Here is a 19,254-nt window from a genome sequence, read left to right as displayed (position 1 = left end):
GTCCGGCCACTCCTTCGTGCTGTCGGGATGAGACGTCAGGACTTCTTGCTACCGGTCCGCTTGCTGCGGGGCTGGCGGGTGGGCTGCTGTCGGATCACCTTGGCCTCCGGCACGGGCGGCGCCTCAGGCTCGGGGGCGGTCTTCTTGACCTTGCTCAGCAGGCTCGGCTTGGGCTCGGGAGTCGTGACGTTGCCCTTGGCGTCGACCACCGGGGAGGGGTTACGGCTGTAGAACCAGTGCTGCTGGCCGAGGGTCCAGACGTTCGTGGTGACCCAGTAGAGGATCAGGCCGAGGGGGAAGTTCAGCGAGAAGATCGCGAACAGCGGCGAGACGTACATCAGGATCTTCTGCTGCTGCGCCATCGGGTTGTCCGGCATCTGGGCGATCGAGCGGGTCACGCTCTGCCGGACGGTGAGGAAGGTCGTCAGCGAGCTGACCGCCACGAAGATGGCCAGCACGACCTTGGTGACGATCGGGTCGGCGTCCAGCTTGAGGATGTCGGCCGAGCTCGTGAAGAACGTCGCGGGAATCGGGGCGCCGAAGATGTGCGCGGCCCGGGCGCTGTTGACGAGGTCCTGCGACATCCCGAACTTGGCCTGGCCCGCGGCCATGGCCTGCAGCACGGTGAACATCGAGATGAAGATCGGGAACTGCGCCAGGATCGGGAGGCAGCCACCCAGCGGGTTGGCCCCCTGCCCCTGGTACAGCGCCATGACCTCCTGGTTCATGCGCTGCTTGTCGTTCTTGTAGCGCTTACGGATCTCCTGGACCTTCGGCGCCAGCTCCTGCATCTTCTTCGACGAGCGCATCTGCTTGAGGAAGAGCGGGAAGATCAGCAGCCGCATCAGCACGGTGAGCGTGATGATGGTCAGCGCCCAGTTGAGCCCGTTGTCCTTCGGGATGAAGGTGCTGTAGCCCTGGTGAATCCAGGTGATTACATGGGCGACGGCTGTGTAAAGCCAGTTCAGCCAGGACAGCTCCACCGAGCTAGCTCCCTTGCGTTTCGTCGGACCGGCCCGGGCGCGAGGGCACCGGGTCAAAGCCTCCGGGATGGAATGGGTGGCAACGCCCGATTCTCCGGATCGTCAACCATGTGCCGCGCAGCGCGCCGTGAACGGCCACGGCCTCGAGGCCGTAGGCACTGCACGAGGGGTGGAAGCGGCAACGGGGACCCAGCAGAGGACTCACGAAGGCCCGGTAGAACCGGATCGGAGCCATCAGGATCCTGGCAGCCGGAGAAATTCCAGCGGTCTGCTGCGCCGTCATCATCGCCCATCCATGCGAGCCCCAGGGGGCTCCAGCCGCCTGAGTAAACGATCCAGCGCGACGTCGAGTTCGGCGGCGATGCGCTCGCTTCGCGCGGACGCGGCCGGTGGATTGGCGCGTACCACCAGCAGGCTACCTCTCGGAAGCCGGTCGAGACGGTCTCGCATGAGGTGTCTCAACTGACGTTTAACCCGATTTCTGATGACCGCGCCTCCTACGGCACGACTCACCACGAATCCGACCAGGGGGGGAGCATCCCTGTCAGAGCGCATGCCAAGGTGCGCGACCAGGGTGGGGCGGCCTGCTCGGCTTCCCCTTCTGATCGCGCCGGCGAACTCGTCGCCCCGGCGCATGCGGGACCCGGACGGCAGCACGAGAGATCTTGGTGACCCTGGGCAGGTACGCCCGTCGCCCGCCGGCAGCGATGCCGGCGGGCGACGGGCGCTACTGCCTAGGCCCGGCGAACCGGGCGCAACGGATGCGTCAGGCGGAGATCTCGGCGCGGCCCTTGCGACGGCGAGCGGCAAGGATGGCGCGGCCGGCGCGGGTGCGCATGCGGAGCCGGAAGCCGTGGGTCTTCGCACGACGGCGGTTGTTCGGCTGGAAAGTACGCTTGCTCACGAGTGGGCTCCAGGCTCAAGACGCATCCCCAGCACATGGGGACGCTCGACAGTGGCTGGCTTGCCGGATGCGGGGCATGCGAAATAGCCGCCGCGTGGCAAGCCGACCGTCGTACGTTACGGGTCAGGCGTGTCCCAGGTCAAACCGGAGAGTGTTCTGAAGCACGCACACACAGGTTATCCACGTTTCCACAGGCACGTTATCCACCGGCGCCTCGCCGTCCACAGGATGTGCGCTCCGTCCCTCCCGTACGCCACTAGGCTGTGGACAACGTCTTGTACACAGCTGTGGACAGGGCTACTGTCGGCCCTTCCAGACCCTCTCTCCGCTGCGAGGACGCGTCGGACCGCAGGTAACGGGCTGTGCACAGCCTGTGGATTCGATGTGGATTTCGTATGGCGCCCACGACGGGGCCACGGGACTCCCGGCATGTGGACAACGACGAGATCCGGTGCGCCCGGCGGCCACCATTGTGGATAAACAGATCGCGGTGGGCCAGCGGGGCCGCGTCGGGAGGAGGGGAGCCGGACCATGGACGGAACGGACCTCAGCGCGGTCTGGGCGAGGGCTCTTGAGAACTCCCTGAACGAGAACGTCCCGTCCCAGCAGCGGGTCTGGCTCAACATGACCCGGCCCTTCGGTCTCATGAACGACACCGTGGTGCTCGCCGCACCCACGGATTTCGCCAGAGATGTCCTGGAGAACAAGCTTCGTCCGCTCATCAGCCAGGCGCTCTCCCAGGAGTTCGGCCGCCCGATGCGGGTTGCGGTCATGGTCGACCCCAGCGCCGCGGGCCCCGAGTCCGGACTCACCCCCCGCCAGGACGCTTATCCCCAGGCCCAGCCGCCGGGTTATGCACAGGCCGGCGGGGACCGGCAGGGTTATGCACAGCCCGCTCCGCCCCAGCACCACGGGGGTTCCGGGCTCCAGCACCCCTATCCGGGGGGCAACCAGCCCGCGCAGCCGTCCACCGACTATCCACAGGCACAGCCGTTCTCCTACCCGTACCAGCAGGGCGAGGAGTCTCCCCAGCCGTACCTGTCCGCGGAGCCCTCGCAGACGCCCGCGCAGGGAGAGCAGAGTCCCGGATACGGCCGCGGCTACACCCCGCAGCCGCCACCGCCGCGGTCCGAGCCCGACTCGTTCGACCGCGGCGCGCCCCCCGTGCCCGCCGCGGGCGGCGCCGGTGGCGTGCAGAACAGGTGGGACGGCCGCGGGAGCCGGACGCAGGGGGAGCCGGCCCGGCTGAACCCGAAGTACACCTTCGACACCTTCGTGATCGGCTCCAGCAACCGGTTCGCGCACGCGGCGGCGGTCGCGGTGGCCGAGGCCCCGGCCAAGGCGTACAACCCCCTGTTCATCTACGGTGACTCGGGCCTGGGCAAGACCCACCTGCTGCACGCGATCGGCCACTACGCCCAGAGCCTGTACGACGGCGCGCGGGTGAGATACGTGAGCTCGGAGGAGTTCACCAACGACTTCATCAACTCCATCCGCGACCACAAGGCCGACAACTTCCGGGGTCGCTACCGGGCCGTGGACATCCTGCTGGTGGACGACATCCAGTTCCTGGAGGGCAAGGAGCAGACGCAGGAGGAGTTCTTCCACACCTTCAACACGCTGCACAACTCCAACAAGCAGATCGTCATCTCCAGCGACCGGGCGCCGAAACAGCTGGTCACGCTGGAGGACCGGCTGCGCAACCGGTTCGAGTGGGGTCTGATCACCGACGTCCAGCCGCCCGAGCTGGAGACCCGGATCGCGATCCTGCGCAAGAAGGCGATCCAGGAGGGTTTGGCCGCGCCGCCCGAGGTGCTGGAGTACATCGCCAGCCGCATCTCGACCAACATCCGCGAGCTGGAGGGCGCCCTGATCAGGGTGACCGCGTTCGCGAGCCTGAACCGGCAGTCGGTGGACCTGCAGCTCACCGAGGTCGTGCTCAAGGACCTGATCACCGAGGACGCGGGATCGGAGATAACGGTCGCCACGATCATGGCGTCCACCGCCGCCTACTTCGGGCTGTCGATCGACGACCTGTGCGGCGGGTCGCGCTCACGGGTGCTGGTGACCGCCCGCCAGATCGCCATGTACCTGTGCCGGGAGCTGACCGACATGTCGCTGCCGAAGATCGGCCAGCAGTTCGGCGGCCGCGACCACACCACGGTCATGCACGCCGACCGGAAGATCCGCTCCCTGATGGCCGAGCGCCGTTCGATCTACAACCAGGTCAACGAGCTGACGACCCGGATCAAGCAGCAGTCCCGCAATGGATGATGAGGTTTTTCACCCCGTGATGCACAGGCTGTGGAAAACCTTGTGGATCAACGGTTCGTGGGGGCCGGGGAGGCTCCGGGGCGTCGAACCATGATCATCCGGAAACCCGCTGGTCCGAACGTTGTTCGGCGCATGTGGACAACCCTGGGGAGAACTTGGGGACAACCTGGGGACAACTCGTGGATAACCTGGGGACGTCCTGTGGGGAGAGTTTTCCACAAGGACAAAACGACCTCCTACCCCGTGGATAACCTGGGGAAACCTCGTGGAAAACTTGGGGACAGAGGGCACCGAATCTGGGGACGGCCTGTGTGTACTCCGAGGTTCTCCCCAGCCCCAAGAGTTGTCCACAGTCTCCACCCACAGCCCCGGTGGATGAAAAAACAGCACTTGACCTGCGGAAACAATGGCTTTCCACAGTATCCACAGCCCCTAATACGAAGGCCACTTGTATCTCTAACTAGGAAACCCAAGAGCCATAAGAGGGGTTCCGAGGGAGCGCAGGTGCGCGACAGTGAACACTTGAACCCCAGGCACCGAGCGGATGGCGCTCGACACACAGGAGGCGGATCCACGTGATGTTCCGGGTCGACCGAGACGTGCTCGCTGAGGCGGTCGCATGGACGGCGCGCAGCCTGCCGGCGCGTCCCTCCGTGCCGGTGCTGGCCGGCATGCGTCTTGAGGTCACGGAGAACGGGCAGCTCAAGCTCTCGGGCTTCGACTACGAGGTCTCCGCCGAGGTGACCCTCGAACTGCAGACGGGCGAGGCGGGCGTGGTGCTCGTCTCCGGCAGGCTCCTCGCCGAGATCACCAGGGCGCTCCCCGCGCAGCCTGTGGATTTCGTGGTGGAGGGAGCCAAGGCGGTCGTCACCTGTGGCAGCGCCCGGTTCACACTCCTGACCATGCCTGTGGAGGACTACCCCTCCCTGCCGACCATGCCCCCCGCCGCCGGCCGGGTGGGCAGCGACGTGTTCGCCTCGGCCGTCGGCCAGGTCGCGGTGGCCGCGGGCAAGGACGACACCCTGCCGATGCTCACCGGCGTTCGCGTGGAGATCGAGGGCGACACGGTCACGCTCGCGGCGACCGACCGCTACCGCCTCGCCGTACGGGAGCTGAAGTGGCAGCCGGGCCAGCCCGACTTCTCGGCGATCGCGATGATCCCGGGCAGGACTCTCGCCGACACGGCCAAGGCCCTGGGCGGGACCGGCGCCGAGGTCGAGATCGCGATGAGCTCCGCGGGCGGCACCGGCGAGGGCATGATCGGCTTCTCCAGCGCGGGGCGCCGCACCACCACCCGGCTGCTCGACCCCGAGTTCCCCAAGTACCGCTCGCTGCTGCCGACGGAGTTCTCCGCCCGCGCGGAGCTGCCGACGGCCGCCTTCGTCGAGGCCGTCAAGCGCGTGGCCCTGGTCGCCGAGCGCAACACGCCCGTACGGCTCGCCTTCCGCGGCGACGAGGTCGTCCTGGAGGCGGGCAGCGGCGACGAGGCGCAGGCGGTCGAGGTGCTCCCCGTCGACTTCGAGGGCGACGACATCAACATCGCCTTCAACCACCAGTTCCTGCTGGAGGGGCTCGGCGCGATCGACTCCGACGTGGCCCGCCTGCAGATGACCACGTCCACCAAGCCCGCCATCCTCACCGGCGGCAAGCCCGCGGACGACGGCGGTGTTCCCGACTACCGCTACCTGATCATGCCCATCCGCCTGTCCAGCTGATGGAGGCCCCGCGACGGCCCGGCGCGGGGGATCACCCGGTGAATCCCCCGACGGGTCCCGGAAGTGATCCCGCGCCGGGAACGGCGGCGGGCGCGGGCGCGGAGACGCGCGATGGGACGGCGGGGCGGCGGGAGGAGGCGACGTGGCTCAAGGCGTGCCTGAACGGCGCCAGGAGGCCCGGCGACCACCCGGCCCTCCCCCTGACCCCCCTGGAGCTCGCTGAGGCGGCCCGTGAGGCGCGTGGGGCGGGTGCGGACGCCGTCCACCTGCATCCGCGCGACGAGGCGGGCAGCGAGTCGCTCAGCGCCGCCCACATCGGGGCGGCCGTACGCGCCGTGCGCGAGGCCTGCCCCGGCCTCCCCGTGGGGGTGAGCACCGGGCTGTGGATAACCGGCGGGGATGTGGGCGCGCGGCGCGACGCCGTCCGCGGCTGGGCCGCGCTCGCCCCCGGCGAGCTGCCGGACTTCGCCTCGGTGAACCTCTCCGAACCCGGCTTCGACGCCCTGTGGCATGATCTGCGACGGCTCGGGGTGGGGGTGGAGGCCGGGGTCTGGTCGGTGGACGACGCCGACGCGCTCGCCGCGACCGGCCTGGACTGTGTGCGGGTGCTCGTCGAGATCCTCGGCGGCCCCGCGGAAACCGCCGTCTCCCGGGCACGCGCCGTTCTGGACCGCCTCGCCGAGCTGGGCGTCCCCGGTCCGCGACTGCTTCACGGTGAAGGGGACCCCGCCTGGATTCTCCTGGACGAGGCGGGGCAGTCTGGACTCGCCACGCGCATCGGCCTGGAGGACGTCCTCCACAGCCCTGTGGGTGACCCCGTCGGCGGGAACGCCGAGTTGGTAAGGCTTGCGCGGGCACGTCTGGCGTAGGTGAATGATGAAACCCTGAAGGGGGTCTCGTATGCAGATCGGCATGGTCGGGCTGGGCAAGATGGGCGGCAACATGGCTGAGCGCCTGCGCCGCGGCGGCCACGACGTCATCGGGTACGACCGCGATCCCGCGGTCAGCGACGTCTCCGGCCTCGAGGAGCTGGTGGAGCGGCTCCAGGCGCCGCGCACCGTGTGGGTCATGGTGCCCTCCGGCGACCCGACCCGGGCCACGGTCGAGGCGCTCGGCGGCCTGCTGTCGCCCGGCGACATCCTCGTCGACGGCGGCAACTCGCACTACGTCGACGACCGGAAGCACGGCGCCGAGCTCGCCGCCAAGGGTGTCGGCTTCGTCGACTGCGGCGTGAGCGGCGGTGTCTGGGGGCTGCAGAACGGCTACGCGCTCATGGTCGGCGGAGAGAAGGCCGACGTCGAGCGGGTGATGCCGATCTTCGAGACCCTCAAGCCCGAGGGCGAGGACGGTTTCGTGCACGCCGGCACGGTCGGCGCCGGCCACTTCGCCAAGATGGTCCACAACGGCATCGAGTACGGCATGATGCAGGCCTTCGCCGAGGGCTGGGAGCTGCTCGAGGCCTCCGACATCGTGACCGACGTGGCCGGCTCCTTCAAGAGCTGGCGGCAGGGCACGGTCATCCGCTCCTGGCTGCTCGACCTGATGGTCCGCGCGCTCGACGAGGACCCGTCCCTGGCGGAGCTGGAGGGCTACGCGCAGGACTCGGGCGAGGGCCGCTGGGCGGTGCAGGCCGCCGTCGAGCACGCGGTCCCGCTGCCGGTCATCACCGCCGCCCTGTACGCCAGGTTCGCCTCCCGCCAGGACGACTCGCCGGCCATGAAGGTCGTCGCGGCCCTGCGCAACCAGTTCGGCGGCCACGCGGTCACCTCCAAGGCGGGCGCGGCCGAGAAGGGCGCCGACTCTCCCGGCGCCGACGTCACCCCCCCGGTCGAGACGGCCGGCTGACCCGCCGTCCCCTCGCGGCTCGCGCCATACCTTTTCCACAGGGCGCGAGCCGTACGGACGCGGGGTGCCCCGGTGACGGGCGGGGCCGACTAATCTTCCTGGGGTGCATGTCGCCCATCTCTCCCTGACCGACTTCCGGTCCTACGAAACCGTCGACCTCGGCATGGAGCCGGGGGTCACGGCCTTCGTCGGGCCCAACGGCATGGGAAAGACCAACCTGGTCGAGGCGCTGGGATACGTGGCGACGCAGGCCAGCCACCGGGTCGCCAACGACGGGCCGCTGGTCCGGCAGGGCGCGGCGCGGGCGATCGTCCGCTCGTCGGTGGTGCGCGACGACCGGCGCGCGCTGATCGAGCTGGAGATCAACCCGGGCAGGGCCAACCGGGCCAGGCTGAACCGCTCGCCCGTCTCCCGCCCCCGCGACGTCGTCGGCCTGCTGCGCACGGTCCTGTTCGCCCCCGAGGACCTCGCGATGGTCAAGGGCGACCCCTCCGAGCGGCGCCGGTTCCTCGACGACCTCCTGGTGGCCAGGACGCCCAGGTTCGCGGGGGTGCGCGCCGACTACGACCGGGTGCTCAAGCAGCGCGGCGCCCTGCTGCGCACCGCCGCGCAGGCCCGGCGGGGCTCCGGACGGAGCCGGAGCGCGCGGCGGGCCGAGAGCGACGCCGCGTTCGCCGAGGCCGGGGCGGGAGACCCGCTCAGCACCCTGGAGGTCTGGGACGCCCACCTGGCGACGCACGGCGCCGAGCTGCTCGCGGCCAGGCTGGAGCTGGTCGAGACGCTGCGCCCGCTGGTCGCCGCCTCGTACGCCTCGCTCGCGCCCGACTCCGCCCCCGCGGGGCTGGAGTACCGCGGCACCCTGCCCCCGGACGCCGGGACCGATCGCGCCGAGCTGGCGGAGCGGCTGCGGGCCTGCCTGCTGGAGGTCCGCGCCACCGAGCTCGAACGCGGCGTCACCCTCGTCGGCCCGCACCGCGACGACCTGTTCCTCGGTCTGGGCGAGCTGCCGGCGCGCGGCTACGCCAGCCACGGCGAGTCGTGGTCGTTCGCGCTGGCGCTCAGGCTGGCCGCCTACGACCTGCTCAGGGCCGACGGCGGCGACCCGGTCCTGATCCTGGACGACGTCTTCGCCGAGCTGGACAACAGGCGCAGGCGCCGCCTGGCCGAGATGGTCGCCCCCGCGGAGCAGGTGCTGATCACCGCCGCGGTCCCCGACGACGTGCCGGGGGAGCTGGCCGGGAGCCGTTTCGACGTGACCGAGGGGGGCGTGGCCCGTGTCCGATGACGATGGAGAGGGTGCGGGCGGCCCGGTGCCAGGACCGCGGGCCCCGGAGCCGGGACGGCGCGGCGCCGCGCGAGGTGGTCAGGAGCGGGGCGGCGAGGGCCGGGAGGCCGCGCCGAGCGGGCCGTCCGGGGCGGCACCCGCGCCGGGCGGTACCGGCGGTACGGGGGTGGACGGAGTGGCCGCCGGATCGGCGAGGAGCGCGGCCGCCAAGGGGGCCGCGCTGGCCAGGGAGAAGCTGGCCCAGGCCAAGTCGGACGCCGCCAGACGGGGGCAGCTCCCCCGCCGCGAGCCGCGGCGCAGGGCGTCGGGGGCGCGCAGGGACTCCGGTGACCCCCAGCTCTTCGGCAGGGCCATCGCCGACCTGCTGTCCGACCGCGGCTGGGAGCAGCCCGCCGCGATCGGCGGGGTTTTCGGTCGCTGGCACGAGATCGTCGGTGCCGACATGGCGGCCCACACCAAGCCGGAGACCTTCGCCGAGGGCGAGGTCGTGGTGGTCGCCGACTCCACCGCCTGGGCCACCCAGGTGCGTTTGCTGGCGAGGACGCTCGTCAGGCGATTGAATGAGGAACTCGGGGACGGAACAGTGCAAAAGGTAAAAGTTCGTGGGCCGCAGAACGGTCCCCGCTCCAGCGGCGGCCTGCGCGTCACCGGAAGTCGCGGCCCGGGCGACACGTACGGCTGATCCGAAGCCCGAAAACGGATCAGTGGCCCTTCTGGCGCGGCGGACCCCGTCCCCGTAGGGGGATGTTCAAGGCGATGATCGTCGCGCGACAGGCCATTCCAGAGGCCGTCAATGCCACATGATGTGCTCTGAGCCGCTAGAATGAAATCGAATTCCGGACACGTCCGTTTGCGTGTCACCCCCGGCGCGCATGCCGGTTCCCCTGGGTGAACGCATCGGGGCATTCACGACGGTGACGGGCACGGCGGGGCTACATGTTGTCTCCCTGCCGCGTGTCCGCGGCAGGAGGATTTCGCACTTGTCCTACGACGCTAGCTCAATCACCGTTCTCGAAGGGCTCGAGGCGGTCCGTAAGCGCCCCGGCATGTACATCGGCTCCACCGGCGAGCGCGGTCTGCACCACCTCGTCTACGAGGTCGTGGACAACTCCGTCGACGAGGCGCTGGCGGGACACGCCGACCGGATCGAGGTCACCCTGCTCGCCGACAACGGCGTGCGGGTCGTCGACAACGGCCGTGGCATCCCCGTCGGGAACGTCCCCGGCGAGAACCGTCCCGCGGTCGAGGTCGTCCTGACCGTGCTGCACGCGGGCGGCAAGTTCGACGACAAGTCGTACGCGGTCTCCGGCGGCCTGCACGGCGTGGGCGTCTCCGTCGTCAACGCGCTGTCCAGCAAGCTCGACGTGGAGATCCGCACCGAGGGACACCACTGGCGCCAGAGTTACGTCGAGTCCAGGCCCACCGCCCCGCTGGCCAAGGGCGAGAAGACCGACGAGACCGGCACCTCGATCACCTTCTGGGCCGACGAGACCATCTTCGAGACCACGACCTGGCACTTCGAGACCCTCGCGCGCCGCTTCCAGGAGATGGCCTTCCTCAACAAGGGCCTGACGATCTCCATCAGGGACGAGCGCCCCGACTTCGCCGAGGGCGACGAGGGCGAGCCCAGGGAGGCCACCTTCCACTACGAGGGCGGCCTGTCCGACTTCGTCAAGCACCTCAACTCCAAGAAGGAGCCGGCCCACCTCTCGGTGATCGACTTCGAGGAGCAGGGCGAGGGCATCGCCGTCGAGATCGCGATGCAGTGGAACAACTCCTACAGCGAGTCCGTCTACACCTTCGCCAACACGATCAACACGGCCGAGGGCGGCACCCACGAGGAGGGCTTCCGCGCGGCGCTGACGTCCATCGTCAACCGCTACGCGCGCGAGCAGAAGTTCCTCAAGGAGGGCAAGGACGACAACCTCGCCGGAGAGGACATCCGCGAGGGCCTCACCGCGATCATCTCGGTGAAGCTGACCGACCCGCAGTTCGAGGGCCAGACCAAGACCAAGCTGGGCAACACCGAGGCCAAGTCGTTCGTCCAGAAGGCCTGCAACGACCACCTGCGCGACTGGTTCGAGCGCAACCCCGGCGAGGCCAAGGACATCATCACGAAGTCCCTGCAGGCCTCCCGCGCCCGCCTCGCGGCCCGCCAGGCCCGCGACCTGACCCGGCGCAAGTCGCTGCTGGAGTCGGGCTCGGGGCTACCGGGCAAGCTGGCCGACTGCCAGTGGAGCGACCCGGAGAAGTGCGAGCTGTACATCGTCGAGGGTGACTCGGCGGGCGGCTCCGCCAAGGGCGGCCGCGACTCCAAGTTCCAGGCGATCCTCCCGATCCGAGGCAAGATCCTCAACGTCGAGAAGGCCCGGATCGACAAGGTCCTGCAGAACAACGAGGTCCAGGCGCTGATCACCGCCATGGGCACGGGCGTGCACGACGAGTTCGACATCGCCAAGCTCCGCTACCACAAGCTCATCCTGATGGCGGACGCCGACGTCGACGGCCAGCACATCACCACGCTGCTGCTGACCCTGCTGTTCCGTTTCATGCGTCCCCTGATCGAGGCCGGGCACGTCTACCTCTCCCAGCCGCCCCTGTACAAGATCAAGTGGGACCGGAAGGGCGAGGACGCCTCCTACGCCTACTCCGACCGCGAGCGTGACGTGGTCATCCAGGCCGGCATCGACGCGGGCAAGCCCGACCCCCGGCCGCGCGACAACGTGCAGCGCTTCAAGGGACTGGGCGAGATGAACGCCAACCAGCTCTGGGACACGACCATGAACCCCGACACCCGCCTTCTCCTCCAGGTCACCCTCGACGACGCGGCCCAGGCCGACGAGCTGTTCAGCGTGCTCATGGGTGAGGACGTCGAAGCCCGCCGTTCCTTCATCATCAGGAACGCCAGGGACGTCCGTTTCCTCGACGTGTAGCGGTAGCCGTACCAGAAAAGGATCTTGACCTGTGACGGAAGTCAACACTCCGCCCGGCCCTCCGACCGACCGCGTCGAGCCGGTCGACATCCAGTCCGAGATGCAGCGCAGCTACATGGACTACGCGATGTCGGTCATCGTCTCGCGCGCGCTGCCGGACGTCCGTGACGGCCTCAAGCCGGTGCACCGCCGCGTGCTGTACGCCATGTACGACGGCGGCTACCGGCCCGACCGCGGCTACTTCAAGTGCTCCCGCGTCGTCGGCGACGTCATGGGCTCCTACCACCCGCACGGCGACACGTCGATCTACGCCACCGTGGTGCGGATGGCCCAGCCCTGGTCGCTGCGCTACACGCTGGTCGACGGGCAGGGCAACTTCGGCTCGCCGGGCAACGACCCGCCGGCGGCGATGCGCTACACCGAGTGCAAGCTCGCGCCCATCGCGATGGAGATGCTGCGCGACATCGACAAGGACACCGTCGATCTCGTCCCCAACTACGACGGGCGCTCCCAGGAGCCCCTCGTCCTGCCCTCGCGCTTCCCCAACCTGCTGGTCAACGGGGCGGCGGGCATCGCGGTCGGCATGGCCACCAACATCCCGCCGCACAACCTGCGGGAGGTGGCCGGCGGCATCGCCTGGTGCCTGCAGAACCCCGACGCCGACGACGAGGAGCTCCTCGAGGCGCTGATCTCCCGGATCAAGGGGCCCGACTTCCCCACCGGCGCGCTGATCGTCGGCCGCCGCGGCATCGACGACGCGTACCGCACCGGGCGCGGCTCGATCACCATGCGGGCGATCGTCGAGGTCGAGGAGGACGCCAAGGGCCGCCAGTGCCTGGTCGTCACCGAGCTCCCGTACCAGGTCAACCCGGACAACCTCGCGCTGACCATCGCCGAGGCGGTCAAGGACGGCAGGATCAGCGGCATCGCCGACGTCCGCGACGAGAGCTCCTCGCGCGTCGGCCAGCGCCTGGTGATCGTGCTCAAGCGCGACGCGGTCGCCAAGGTCGTGCTGAACAACCTCTTCAAGCACACCCAGCTGCAGACCACCTTCGGCGCCAACATGCTGGCCCTGGTCGACGGCGTGCCGAGGACGCTCAGGCTCGACCAGTTCGTCCGCCACTACGTGGCGCACCAGATCGAGGTCGTGGTCCGCAGGACCCGATACCTGCTGCGCAAGGCCGAGGAGCGGGCGCACATCCTGCGCGCGCTGCTCAAGGCCCTGGAGCGGATGGACGAGGTCATCGCCCTGATCCGCCAGTCGCCCTCGGCGTCCGCGGCGCAGGGCGGCCTGATGACGCTGCTGGAGATCGACGAGATCCAGGCGCAGGCCATCCTCGACATGCAGCTGCGCAAGCTGGCCGCCCTGGAGCGCCAGCAGATCACCGACGAGCACGACTCGCTGATGGCGCAGATCACCGAGTACCAGACGATCCTCGCCTCGCCCGAGCGGCAGCGCACGATCGTCCAGGACGAGCTCTCCGAGCTCACCGCGCGCTACGGCGACGAGCGCAAGACCGAGATCATCGCCTACGAGGGCGACATGTCGATCGAGGACCTCCTCGCCGAGGAGGACATGGTCGTCACGATCACCCGCGGCGGCTACGCCAAGCGAACCAACACGGATCTTTACCGGGCGCAGAAGCGCGGCGGCAAGGGCGTGCGGGGCGCGCAGCTGCGCCAGGACGACATCGTCGACCACTTCTTCGTCACCACGACGCACCACTGGCTGCTGTTCTTCACGAACAAGGGCCGCGTCTACCGGGTCAAGGCGTACGAGCTGCCCGACTCCGGCCGCGACGCGCGCGGGCAGCACCTGGCGAACCTGCTGGCCATGCAGCCGGACGAGGTCGTGATGGAGGTCCTCGACCTGCGCGACTACGAGGTCGCCCCGTACCTCGTGCTGGCCACCCGCAGCGGCCTGGTGAAGAAGACGCGCCTTTCCGAGTACGACTCGCCGCGCACGGGTGGTCTCATCGCGATCAATTTGCGAGAAGATGACGAGGTGATCGCCGCCAGGCTGGTGTCGGAGGACGACGACCTCCTCCTCGTCTCGCGTGGCGCCCAGTCCATCCGCTTCACGGCCTCCGACGAGGCCATGCGTCCGATGGGCAGGGCGACCAGCGGTGTGATCGGCATGCGTTTCCTCGACGGTGACGAGCTCCTGGCGATGAACCGGATCGCCGACGGCGACAACGTGCTCATCGCGACCGAGGGTGGATACGCCAAGCGCACTCCCGTGGATCAGTACCCTCTTCAGGGAAGGGGCGGAAAGGGAGTCCTGACCGCCAAGATCGTCAGCGCTCGTGGCAAGCTGGTTGGCGCGGTCATGGTCAGACCCGAGGACGAGGTTTTCGCGATCACGTCCGCCGGAGGGGTTATCCGGACGAGTGCCGGGGAGATCAAGCAGTCTGGCCGCCAGACGATGGGGGTTCGGCTGATGAATCTGGCGGAGGGGGACAGCGTCGTGGCGCTGGCCCGTAATGCGGAGGCGCTGGAGGCCGGGGAGAACCTGGCGACCGAGGAAGATGCCGAGTCGCAGGTGGAGACCGGCGAGAACGGGGAAGGGGAGAATCCGTGAGTGCTCAGGGCAAACCGAGATCGCGCCCCGCCACCTCGTCGACACGCGATCAGGCGACGGAGAAGATGGACAAGACCGCTGGAACGAAGGACGTCGAGGCGGCCTCGTCACCGGTTAACGGTAGCGCGCCCGCGCCGGAAACCGATGAATCGGTATCCGACGATCGCAAGGGCAGGAAAAAAGTGACGACAGAGGACGGCAAGCAGGCCGACACCACGGTGCGGATCCGTCCAAGCGGATCCCCACCACCCTCGGCGCCATCGCTGCAGTCGCCCACGCCGCCTCCGCCGCAGAATTCACCTCCGCAGGGAGGGCAGCAGGGTCGTTCCCCTGTCGCCCCGCCCGCGCCGCCGCCCGGGGGACAGCAGGGCCGTTCCCCGGCCGGACAGCAGAACAACCGCGCCCCGTGGTCGCCCGGCAGCCTGTCGTCGCCCCAGGCCCCTGAGGCGTCCGGCAAGAAGGCCCCGGAAGTCGGCGGCCCCAGGTCGCCCCGCAAGGCGCATCTGGTGCTGCGCAGGGTCGAGCCGTGGTCGGCGATGAAGTTCAGCTTCGTCGTGTCGCTGGTCTGCTTCGTGGTGCTGTTCATCGCGGTCGCGGTGCTCTACATGGTGCTGTCCGGCCTCGGGGTCTTCGAGAACATCATCCAGACGGTCACCCAGCTGACGACGGCCGACGGCAAGGCCACCAGCGGCGTCGACATCGCCTCCTGGTTCGAGCCGGTCCGCATCCTCGGCTACACCGCCCTGATCGGCGCGGTGAACGTCGTGCTGATCACCGCCCTCGCCACCCTCGGTGCGGTGATCTACAACGTCGCCTCCGACCTGGTCGGCGGCGTGGAGGTCACCTTCAGCGAGGCCGAGTAGCCGGCCCGTCGCGTGTTCCCGCCATGTTCCCGCCCGTTCGCGGCCGGGGACATGGCGCGAGCAGGCACCGAAACAGGGTAAGCTTTTCCCTGTTCGAGCGAACGGGTTCGCCTCCACCAAACGGATGCGAGACCGTTCGTCTGTGTGATGAGGGGCTATAGCTCAGACGGTTAGAGCGCTTCCCTGATAAGGAAGAGGTCCCAGGTTCAAGTCCTGGTAGCCCCACCAGCGAAAACGCCCCGAAGCGATCATGCTCCGGGGCGTTTTGCTGCAACGGGTACTGCAACGGCCTCATTCGAACAGTTCGTTGACTTTCTTGATGGCGTCTTGGCGGCTCTCGCCGTCCCCATGTGTGTAGATCTCCATCGTGACCGAAATACGGCTGTGCCCGAGAATCTCCATCGCGTCACGCGGCGCGACACCTAGTTTCTTGAGCAGCGACGCGGCCGTGTGCCGCAGGTCGTGAACCCGGGTCAGCCGCAGCTTGTTCGCCTCCACGATCCGGGCGAAGGACCGGGCGAGATTGCGCGGCTCGATCGGCCGGCCCGACTTGGTTGTGAACACAAGCCCGGTGTCCACCCAGTCCTCGCCCGCTTCCTCCTGGCGGATCTTCCGCCCGCCCCGCTGGATCTCCAAGGCTTCACGGACGACACCGAGGAGAGGCAGCGAGCGGTTTCCTGCCCTGGTCTTCACCGGCCCATGGTGCAGCTCCTTACCGACACGGACGAGTTGGCGGCGGATGTTGACGTGTCCCTCGTCGAAGTCCACATCTACCCAGCGAAGCCCCAGGACTTCACCCCGGCGCAGGCCGTACAGCAGCAGAAGCACGAAGGCCGGATACAGCGGATCGAAGCGCGCGACCCGAAGGAAGGCCCTTGCCTCGTCGGCTGTCCAGGGCTGATTACGCTGGGAGTCGATTGCCGGAAGAGTCGCCAGACGTGCGACATTGCGGGAGATGATCTCTTCCCGCATCGCCCGAGTCAGGGCCGCGCTGAGGACGTTCCGCATCACATGGACGGTCCCGATCGCATGCTCCTCCCCATTGATCTTGCCGTTGAGGAACGTCTGGACTTCCGCGACGGTCAGCCTGTCGAGCTTCTTCCGGCCGAGCCCCGGCTTGAGGTAGAGACGGACGATCGTCTCGTACTTGGCGTAAGTGGTCTTGCGGATCGAGTGACGGGCAACGTCGTTGAGCCAGTAGTCAAGGCGGCGGCGCGCCGCGCCGCCGCACGGCCCGCCGCCCGAACGCCGCCCGAGCGTGCGGCGTGGGCGCCGGTCTCGGACGGCGGCGGAACCACGGGCCGCCCGCCGCACTACCCGCACGCCGCACTCGACTCTCAGCCGCCGCACCGGGGCCGCACCGCCGCCCCTCACAGACATCCGATGGCCGTAAGGCGTCAAGCTGCGGCCGTGAGTCGGACTCCGAAGACTGCTGATTCGTCGTAGAGCTCGCCGTTTTGAAGGCAGCGGAACGGACAACCAAGCATGCGGTTGAAAGTATGGCGAAGGGCGCTGGTATACCTGTCTCCGACTTTGCGACGATGCTCTCCCTAAGCCTTCAGCAGGGGCTGATGACTGTTCACCCCCGGGCCACAGCCCGTATTCCCCATCAGCTCTGAGCTGCGGTTTCAGAAACGGGACCACTCTCTGTCGGGTACGTAGTCCCACGTGACCTCTGCCCGTTCTTGGAGGAAGACCGGCCGGCTGAGAACGACATCGCCCGCCCGCTGGGCGCGGATAATTAACCCGAGGTCCGCCAACTCCGGATCTGCCGCGTGTGTGTAACGCATCTCCAGCCCGTGCCTTTTCGCGTAATCCCACGCCCACTGCTCCACCTCAGAGGGCACACGTCCGACCAGCGCCGCGTCGGCCAGCGTGACCTGTGGGCCGTTGTGCGCGTCGATCGCAACGCAGTACAGCAGCCCGTCCGCGTAGTAGGTTGTCACGCCTATGTAAGTGAACGGAATCTCAGAGGACGCTCGCAGGCTCGGAAAGACGTCGGAGACGCCTGGTCGGTCTGGGTCCAGCGCCTCGACCACCTCGTCGCAACTCATCCCAAACCGGAGCGGTCCCACGCTGGCCAACGGGATGAAGTTCCAGTGATCACGCTCCTCGTCGCTTTTAACGTCCCAAACGCCCATGACCCGACGCCCCCTAACCCCTTATCCGCCTTGCTGTCGGCAGGCAGATTATCCGGTGACAGCGACCACTTAGGGAGCTGCCGGAATCGTTCGCCTCTGGCAAAGGGCTCCGCCGCCCACGGCCTTAGCGCCGACGCCGGTTGCGCCCTTCGTAGGGGCGATGAAGACCCAGAGTAAAGCCACACCTCAAGGGTCTTCTCATGGAGGCGATCCGGCGGGATTTTGCACTGAACCTTCGGTAGTGCAGAAAACCCTGGGGGTCTGCTGCAAATCCATCCGGTCACCCATCATGCCATCGACCCCGGCAGTGCCATCGAACCCAAAACCCGGTAGTGGACCAGTGCGGCCCTGGCGATCGCCCGAGGATGGCTGATCTTTGTGCGTGGCTGGGGACGATCGACGGTCTAGGGCTTCGTGCCTCAGCCCCAGTCCACCGAGTAACGGAGCTGAGGACTGTGCCCGGCGTGCCCGTCACGTGCCCGTAAGGAGGGGAAGCGGCGGGGAGCCGAGGGGAAGCCGATACCGCCTTTGAGATGCGTCGAGGCAGGACAAGCGATCATGCGCCGCAGTCTTCCAAACTGGTGGTCAGGGGTTCATTTCCCTTCTACGTGCACCTACGGCATTTCGCTGGCTCTGGTCGCGGGATTGACTGGAACTCCTGCTCATTAGGCGAACGTCCGTGGTCGGTTAGAGCTTTGCGGCTGTCTCGATGGCGAGTTGGAGAAGTTCGGCACGCACGTTGGCCATGGTCCATCCGCGGTGGTCCCAGGCTTCACCGCTGAGGTCGTCTCCGGCGTAGAGGTATTGAACGAAACGCACATCCCGGAACTGGGCGACGGCTAGGAAAGCTGCGGTCTCCATCTCGACGGTGACGCAGCCTTCGTCTCGCCGGGCGTGAACCCGGGCCGAAGTTTCCCTGAAGGGAGCATCCGTGGTCCAGGTCGTGCCGGTAGTGCACGGGATTCCGCGTTCAGCGAGGGTAGCCACGGCCGTGTCCACCATTGACGGGTCGGCCCGAATGACCCGCGCGGGTGGAGCGTAGTGATAGGAGGTGCCTTCATCTCGCACGGCGGCTTCTGGGACAACGATATGACCGAGGGCGAGGCCTGGCTGGATGGCCCCCGCACCGCCACAGGCGACGAAGGATCGGCCGCCGGCAGCGATCGCTTTCTCGAAGTGCTGAACAGCCAACGGTGCACCAACGCCTGGGTGAAAGACGGCTACAGGGATCTCATCGTGGATCAATTGATAGATCTCGTGGCCCCCGAGCTCGCGGGAGAATTCACCGATGTGTCGCCCTCCGTGGGTGTCTACCAGGCCAGCGACCACCTCGGGGAAAAAGCACATCACGACCCGCTCCGGCAGTGGTTCGGTCAACGCTGGAGGAGTCGGGGTGATCAGAGCGTTGCTGCTGGGGTCGAACTCCATCAGCGGAAGATCCACGTCGCAATCCTTCCTCATGGCTACGGGAGTGCGCCAGGCTATACATGACGCAGATCCGATAGGACATGGATCAGGGAGATGGGGCAGTACTGCAACGAGTACTGCAACAGCCCCTCACAACGGCTCACGACCACACCCGCCTAGCACCATTCGGGAGCAGGTCGTAAGCCCCTGACCATGGCCGGGATGGTCCTGATAAGGAAGAGGTCCCAGGGTTCAAGTCCTGGTAGCCCCACCCAGCTCAGAGGCCATTTCCCGGCAGGGAAGTGGCCTTTTTCGATCTTCCG

Annotated in this window: 16 protein-coding genes and 1 tRNA gene; 10 read left to right on the top strand and 7 right to left on the bottom strand. The window is 68.0% G+C overall.

What is annotated here, in order from left to right:
* Positions 1-35: 35 nt before the first annotated feature.
* The 4 genes from yidC to rpmH form a co-directional block, all read right to left on the bottom strand.
* Positions 36-983: a membrane protein insertase YidC gene (gene yidC / locus ACTOQ3_RS23020; RefSeq protein ID WP_440085414.1), complete on the bottom strand. Its 948-nt coding sequence runs from the start codon at positions 981-983 to the stop codon at positions 36-38.
* Positions 984-987: 4 nt separating this feature from the next.
* Positions 988-1,269 carry a membrane protein insertion efficiency factor YidD gene (gene yidD / locus ACTOQ3_RS23015; RefSeq protein WP_440085413.1) on the bottom strand — a complete coding sequence of 94 codons (282 nt, stop codon included), beginning with the start codon at positions 1,267-1,269 and terminating at the stop codon, positions 988-990.
* A complete protein-coding gene (rnpA, locus tag ACTOQ3_RS23010) occupies positions 1,266-1,640 on the bottom strand; it encodes a ribonuclease P protein component (RefSeq protein WP_440085412.1) in 375 nt (124 codons plus the stop codon). The genes yidD and rnpA overlap by 4 nt, the downstream gene beginning before the upstream one ends.
* 109 nt (positions 1,641-1,749) lie before the next feature.
* On the bottom strand, positions 1,750-1,887 hold the full coding sequence (rpmH, locus tag ACTOQ3_RS23005; RefSeq protein ID WP_329088117.1) for a 50S ribosomal protein L34: 138 nt from the start codon (positions 1,885-1,887) through the stop codon (positions 1,750-1,752).
* Between the two features lie 531 nt (positions 1,888-2,418).
* Here rpmH and dnaA point away from each other — a divergent pair.
* From dnaA to ACTOQ3_RS22955, 10 genes are all read left to right on the top strand, one after another.
* Positions 2,419-4,161 (top strand): chromosomal replication initiator protein DnaA, encoded by a 1,743-nt coding sequence (gene dnaA, locus ACTOQ3_RS23000; protein ID WP_440085411.1) that lies wholly within the window; start codon positions 2,419-2,421, stop codon positions 4,159-4,161.
* A 575-nt stretch (positions 4,162-4,736) separates the two neighbouring features.
* Complete coding sequence (gene dnaN / locus ACTOQ3_RS22995; protein WP_440070683.1) at positions 4,737-5,876, top strand: DNA polymerase III subunit beta; 1,140 nt, start codon at positions 4,737-4,739, stop codon at positions 5,874-5,876.
* A gap of 38 nt (positions 5,877-5,914) precedes the next feature.
* Positions 5,915-6,745 (top strand): 3-keto-5-aminohexanoate cleavage protein, encoded by an 831-nt coding sequence (locus ACTOQ3_RS22990; protein ID WP_440085410.1) that lies wholly within the window; start codon positions 5,915-5,917, stop codon positions 6,743-6,745.
* 31 nt (positions 6,746-6,776) lie between these two features.
* The gene (gene gnd, locus ACTOQ3_RS22985; RefSeq protein WP_440085409.1) at positions 6,777-7,721 is read left to right on the top strand and encodes a phosphogluconate dehydrogenase (NAD(+)-dependent, decarboxylating); all 945 of its coding nucleotides are present in this window, start codon (positions 6,777-6,779) and stop codon (positions 7,719-7,721) included.
* Between the two features lie 103 nt (positions 7,722-7,824).
* Positions 7,825-9,006: a DNA replication/repair protein RecF gene (recF, locus tag ACTOQ3_RS22980; protein ID WP_440085408.1), complete on the top strand. Its 1,182-nt coding sequence runs from the start codon at positions 7,825-7,827 to the stop codon at positions 9,004-9,006.
* Positions 8,996-9,688: a DUF721 domain-containing protein gene (locus ACTOQ3_RS22975; RefSeq protein WP_440085407.1), complete on the top strand. Its 693-nt coding sequence runs from the start codon at positions 8,996-8,998 to the stop codon at positions 9,686-9,688. The genes recF and ACTOQ3_RS22975 overlap by 11 nt, the downstream gene beginning before the upstream one ends.
* A gap of 298 nt (positions 9,689-9,986) precedes the next feature.
* A complete protein-coding gene (gyrB, locus tag ACTOQ3_RS22970; protein ID WP_440085406.1) occupies positions 9,987-11,939 on the top strand; it encodes a DNA topoisomerase (ATP-hydrolyzing) subunit B in 1,953 nt (650 codons plus the stop codon).
* A 31-nt stretch (positions 11,940-11,970) separates the two neighbouring features.
* Complete coding sequence (gene gyrA / locus ACTOQ3_RS22965) at positions 11,971-14,520, top strand: DNA gyrase subunit A (RefSeq protein ID WP_440085405.1); 2,550 nt, start codon at positions 11,971-11,973, stop codon at positions 14,518-14,520.
* A gap of 182 nt (positions 14,521-14,702) precedes the next feature.
* Entirely contained in the window at positions 14,703-15,383 is a 681-nt protein-coding gene (locus ACTOQ3_RS22960; protein WP_440085404.1) for a DUF3566 domain-containing protein, read from the top strand.
* Positions 15,384-15,534: 151 nt separating this feature from the next.
* A tRNA-Ile gene (locus tag ACTOQ3_RS22955) sits at positions 15,535-15,611 on the top strand.
* A gap of 63 nt (positions 15,612-15,674) precedes the next feature.
* Here ACTOQ3_RS22955 and ACTOQ3_RS22950 read toward each other — a convergent pair.
* From ACTOQ3_RS22950 to ACTOQ3_RS22940, 3 genes are all read right to left on the bottom strand, one after another.
* Complete coding sequence (locus tag ACTOQ3_RS22950; protein WP_440085403.1) at positions 15,675-16,706, bottom strand: tyrosine-type recombinase/integrase; 1,032 nt, start codon at positions 16,704-16,706, stop codon at positions 15,675-15,677.
* A gap of 305 nt (positions 16,707-17,011) precedes the next feature.
* Positions 17,012-17,524: a hypothetical protein gene (locus ACTOQ3_RS22945; RefSeq protein WP_440085402.1), complete on the bottom strand. Its 513-nt coding sequence runs from the start codon at positions 17,522-17,524 to the stop codon at positions 17,012-17,014.
* 687 nt (positions 17,525-18,211) lie between these two features.
* Positions 18,212-18,967: a nucleoside phosphorylase gene (locus ACTOQ3_RS22940; RefSeq protein WP_440085401.1), complete on the bottom strand. Its 756-nt coding sequence runs from the start codon at positions 18,965-18,967 to the stop codon at positions 18,212-18,214.
* Positions 18,968-19,254 lie beyond the last annotated feature (287 nt).

Origin of the sequence: Streptosporangium sp. LJ11 (assembly GCF_051918945.1) — a bacterium.
GTDB lineage: Bacteria > Actinomycetota > Actinomycetes > Streptosporangiales > Streptosporangiaceae > Streptosporangium.
Note: the sequence above shows the minus strand (reverse complement) of the source record. Positions and strands in the feature narration are given on the sequence as shown.

Excerpts from the sequence above, each read along its gene's own strand:
- dnaA (WP_440085411.1), top strand. The coding sequence starts at position 2,419 with ATGGACGGAACGGACCTCAGCGCGGTCTGGGCGAGGGCTCTTGAGAAC.
- yidD (WP_440085413.1), bottom strand. The coding sequence starts at position 1,269 with ATGATGACGGCGCAGCAGACCGCTGGAATTTCTCCGGCTGCCAGGATC.
- gnd (WP_440085409.1), top strand. The coding sequence starts at position 6,777 with ATGCAGATCGGCATGGTCGGGCTGGGCAAGATGGGCGGCAACATGGCT.
- ACTOQ3_RS22945 (WP_440085402.1), bottom strand. The coding sequence starts at position 17,524 with ATGGGCGTTTGGGACGTTAAAAGCGACGAGGAGCGTGATCACTGGAAC.